At 49.8% G+C, this 4,311-nt stretch carries 6 protein-coding genes; 3 read left to right on the top strand and 3 right to left on the bottom strand.

Annotated elements, in window-relative coordinates:
• Together KF784_19705 and KF784_19700 are read left to right on the top strand one after the other, a co-directional pair.
• On the top strand, nucleotides 1-247 hold a 247-nt coding region (locus tag KF784_19705), incomplete at its 5' end, for a hypothetical protein (GenBank protein ID MBX3121287.1).
• A gap of 107 nt (nucleotides 248-354) precedes the next feature.
• A complete protein-coding gene (locus KF784_19700) occupies nucleotides 355-519 on the top strand; it encodes a hypothetical protein (protein MBX3121286.1) in 165 nt (54 codons plus the stop codon).
• Between the two features lie 289 nt (nucleotides 520-808).
• Here KF784_19700 and KF784_19695 read toward each other — a convergent pair whose 3' ends face one another.
• From KF784_19695 to KF784_19685, 3 genes are all read right to left on the bottom strand, one after another.
• Nucleotides 809-1,399, bottom strand: coding sequence for a DUF4276 family protein (locus tag KF784_19695; protein MBX3121285.1), 591 nt, complete (start codon nucleotides 1,397-1,399; stop codon nucleotides 809-811).
• Entirely contained in the window at nucleotides 1,396-2,610 is a 1,215-nt protein-coding gene (locus KF784_19690; protein MBX3121284.1) for an AAA family ATPase, read from the bottom strand. Before KF784_19690 ends, KF784_19695 begins: the two co-directional genes overlap by 4 nt.
• 604 nt (nucleotides 2,611-3,214) lie before the next feature.
• Entirely contained in the window at nucleotides 3,215-3,637 is a 423-nt protein-coding gene (locus KF784_19685) for a hypothetical protein (protein MBX3121283.1), read from the bottom strand.
• Between the two features lie 313 nt (nucleotides 3,638-3,950).
• Between KF784_19685 and KF784_19680 the strand changes: the two genes are divergently transcribed.
• On the top strand, nucleotides 3,951-4,311 hold a 361-nt coding region (locus tag KF784_19680), incomplete at its 3' end, for a hypothetical protein (GenBank protein ID MBX3121282.1).

Raw genomic sequence — 4,311 nt, 5'->3', positions numbered from 1 at the left:
TTATTCTACTCATAAACGCTGCTGCTGCACTCGCCGATCCGCTGTGTCGACAAGCCTGCGGCCGGCGGGCTCGCCACTCCGGTCCGGCCGCCTCACCGACTCGGCGGCGCGCACAGACGTGGCGCTCGTTCCTCATCGCGCCGTGCGCCCCTCACCGTACTGCGCGAGTACGCGTCGGGTCCTCCCGGCTCCGCACGCCGGGCTCACGACGCGGCTTGGCGATTTCGCGACGAACCGTCATGAATAATCCGGGCTAGGGATGTTGCCACGGAAAACCAGGTATTTCCCTCGTGGCCACCGGCCGCCGGCGGGACTAGCATGACAGTAGGACCACCAGCAACATAGGAGGTCACCATGCCTGTCTACTTTCTTCTCGGCTTAACCGTTCTCATTCTCGTGATTGCCGTATATGCGACGGTCGTCGAAGAAGTCGAAGAATCGTCAGTGGACTCCACCCTGGACCAGGATTGGGAGACGCTGACCTACGACCAGCAACAGGAATACCGGAAGGCGGGTTGACGGAAAGTCTGAACGGCTCGATTACCGGACGCTCGTCCAACAGGCAACTCTGGCGATTTCGAGCGCTGTGGAAAGCTGCCGTAATCGCCCTCCGTCGATTTGACGAGTTCGGCCTGTGTTCTTAGTGCCTATATACGCGAAGTCTTATAGGAAATGATGGTATGCCAAAATGTTAAACATGCCATTCTTCTCCCTATAAGCTACCTCAGTAGTTCATGCATATTCCAATTTCGCTGTCACGTATCATTTAATTGGGATTGCCAGCCCATGAATAAATGGCGGCATATCTCTAACTCTGCATTTTGACTGACGCAATTTTTTTTCCGAGCATGTTCCAAAAGTAAGCAAACGATTTCGATCTGGTTTGTGCTTTGGCGGGATGGAATTTTGTTGAAATCGTCTTAGCAAGATCAATTTTATTCACTGCTGAGCAAGATCCATATTGCTGTTGCCAGATATCTCGTATTTTAGCTTCGGCGTTCAAACTGCCGGTCTCTTCAGCGGATGAATAACTTGCCTTTGGGAAAATTGCGGCTATAGCCTGAGAATCCGCGAGGTACCACGCCTCCAGTTCTCGAATAGCGACACAGATGTGGAGGTAACGAGAATCTCTTGGTTGACGAGCGGTTTCCTGGATAGTCTTATCAAAAAGCTTAAAGACCGCCGAGATACAAGTGCTGTCATCGCGGTCTACGAGGATGAACCCTGCGCAGTAGCCTGCGCCGCGGAAGGTCTCAAGAAGTGCTGGAGCTTGTCGAATTAACTTGTGTTGGGATTTTAGGTTTCTTACGTCGAATGTTATCCCGTGAAAGTGTTTGTGGAGGACTTTGTCGAGAAACTCTCGATCGGACGGTCCTTGGACGGCAATACCGATCTTCAAGGAATTCCTCCAAGGGTGCCTTGTACCCATAGTTCTCCAAGATCAAAGTGTTTACGAAAGCTCTCAACCTCTGCTACGTCGGATGCTCGGCGAAGTTTTGTAAAACCTTGAATTTTGTCGCACAAAATCACTTGATCAGGTTCAAGGTGATCAAGGAAAGCGGGGTTGTGTGTGGTAACGAGTAGTTGGGTCGTTTTTGAAGCAGTTTTTAGTATTTTTACAATATGCTCTGATAGGTGAGGATGAATTCCGTTTTCGGGCTCCTCGACGGCGACGAGCGAAGCATTTCTAGACATCCATGTTGTTATTACCAACAGGGTCAGTAATCTAATAGTTCCGTCGGACGCGGAGAATGGATTGATCGATCCTTTGATTTTTTCCTCGGAGAGCTGAAAAGCCCACTTCCCTTCTATGGGGGATCGAGTGGTCTTTATACCCTTGAACCCAGGCACTACTCCGCGCAGACCATTAACAAGGGTTTCTAGATGACTCGCACCCTTGTCTTTCGCCGCCTCGATCTTATGCAGGATGACGGCGAGATTCTCGCCCGAAGAGCCTAGGTCGCAATCGGGTGTTTCACGATAAGGCTGTCGAGCAATGTCTGGCGTAATATTGTAGAAACGCCATCGGCTGATTTCTTCCTTCAAGATTACACATGCAGGCGCAAAAAACCCAACTCCCAACGCAAGGCGACCCCTTTCTTGATCAGGCACAGGGATGTTTATTTTTCCATCTCTTGGGCTCATCGGGTCCGTGATTGAAACTTTTAGGGCATCTCTCGTTAAGCTAAAAGTCGACTTCTCACCTTGGTGCTCCAACTTTGCGAAAATAGTTTCGCTTTTGATAGTCGGTACATTCATTTGCCCACGAAGATCTAGAATGACCTCATATTCAAAAGAGTTAATCTTCCAAGTGCTCTTTTTGGAAAGCGGAAATTCGACCGCAGTATCCAGCTTGATGCGAATTCTAACGGGCTTAGGCTCATTCCGCTGACGAAGGAGCTTGTTGCGAACCTCCAAGCTTCCTCCGACTTCATTGGCGGCATATTCAATATCTTGGCGTACGGCGTTCTGAAGAAATTTTAGGGCAGATAGAAAGTTGGTTTTTCCAGAGGCGTTAGCTCCAACTAGGAAATTGAGGTTCCGAAGGGGAATCTTTTCGGCGGGTGTGCCGAAACTCTTAAACCCTTCTATCTCAACTTCGGTAATCATGGTTCCCAAGCTCCAGTTGAATCAATTTGATAAAATCGCAGTTCCGTCTAGACAAGGCAAGGAGGATCTTTGTGAGATCTTAAGTTGGCATGTATAGAGAGCGCTAAGACAGACACGTATTGGTCGTTCTACCTTGAGGCTTATCCAAAATTAACGTGAGGCCCGAACTACCTTGAACCAGGTGAATTGGTGAGAGAAGACACCCCTCCCGTGAAGTTCTCCCTGTGCTGAGATGCGCTGCTCTGCTCTGCTCATTCTTGCCAGTACGGACTTTCTTAAATCCCATGCCTCTCATTAGTTGCTGATGCCGCCTGCTATCCTCCGTTATTCTTATTTTGCTCTTGACGTCTAGGCCGAAAACGACGGCAATTCAAAACGACAGTAGACTGGCGGCTTCGGCAGTCCCTTGCGAAAGGGGGTGGATTGATGAACGGTCGAAATTCTGCGAAAAACAGATCGTGTAGGCCGCGAAGGTCCCATCCGAGCGGCGTCTTCCTCAGTAACCACACTCCGAGTCGGGAGCGTAACCATCAGCCTGTGATAGGGGTTCTACCCCCTTTCAGTGGGATCGTAAGGTCTGACCCTGAATTTTGTAAGTCCATAGTTAGTTCAAAAGTCCTGAGATAAGAGCTAGCATGCGTGGATCCAGTGCCAAGAAGCTCATAGCGCAGGTTAGAGCCAAGAGTATGCATAACTCATTTTTTGCTTGAGGATCATTAGAGCAGCGCTCGTAACCGTCCATGCAACTTTCCGGCAAAAAATGCCTTATTGCACGCCACAGAGACTTGGCGGCCTTTAATATACGGTCACGCCCATTTGTTACTTTGGGTAGCCAGTCTTCGAGATAGACAGTTGTTTTGTCGCCAGTCAGCTTCAGTGCATACTCTAGCTTGGTTCTTAATGCTTTGGCCATTTCCTTCAAAGTGGTTTTCTTGTTGTTTCCCTTCTTAACTTTGGTTAGGGCATCCAACACATCTTGCAACCTGATTTTCGAATTGGCGTTTTGGTCGTTTCTATTATTAACCATCTCAAAAATCTCCTTTCCGCTGCAGAGCTATGTGAAGACCCAGATGTTACGACTAATTACCGTTTGAATTGCCAAAGAGTATCTCAAGGACGTCGCCTTGCTTGCGAAAATTACACGGCTACAGCTTCTATAGCGGCAGAAGACTACTTGTTCCGGAAAAACCTGTCAACAAGAGGGGATGTCGGAAATTCGGACAGTGTGTTAAGTGGTAGCCTGGCTTCACCCAAGCCACAGAAAGGTGCTCGACGGGAGGAGCGAGGCAGTCAAACGAACGAGACGGAATCACGAGGCGAATTTTAAGGAGAGAGTGGGCTTGGCTGCGGTCGAAGGTGACAAGACGCTCGCCGAATTAGCGGAACAGTTTTGCGTCCATCCCACGCAGATCACCGAATGGAAGCTGCAGTTGCTGACGTTCGTGGTGTGGAACAGAGCAAGTAGAGGTACCAAGCCCCACTCAGCACTCGTCGCTGCCGAAGCTCTGGGCCCTGGCACGGAAAGATCTGCCCAATCTGTAGCTCATCCATTTATTTTGGCCCATTTTCTGTGGAAGTATGACCGGCGAGGGAATGAGGCAGGATCTGAGCGCGCTCACAACACCGGCAAGTATATGGCTCTGCCAGAGGCGCACCGTCCTGCTCCCAGGTGGCGTCTGCTGTTCGAAGCTGCGGGACGCA

It is taken from the genome of Fimbriimonadaceae bacterium, assembly GCA_019638775.1.
GTDB lineage: Bacteria > Armatimonadota > Fimbriimonadia > Fimbriimonadales > Fimbriimonadaceae > JAHBTD01.
Note: the sequence above shows the minus strand (reverse complement) of the source record. Positions and strands in the feature narration are given on the sequence as shown.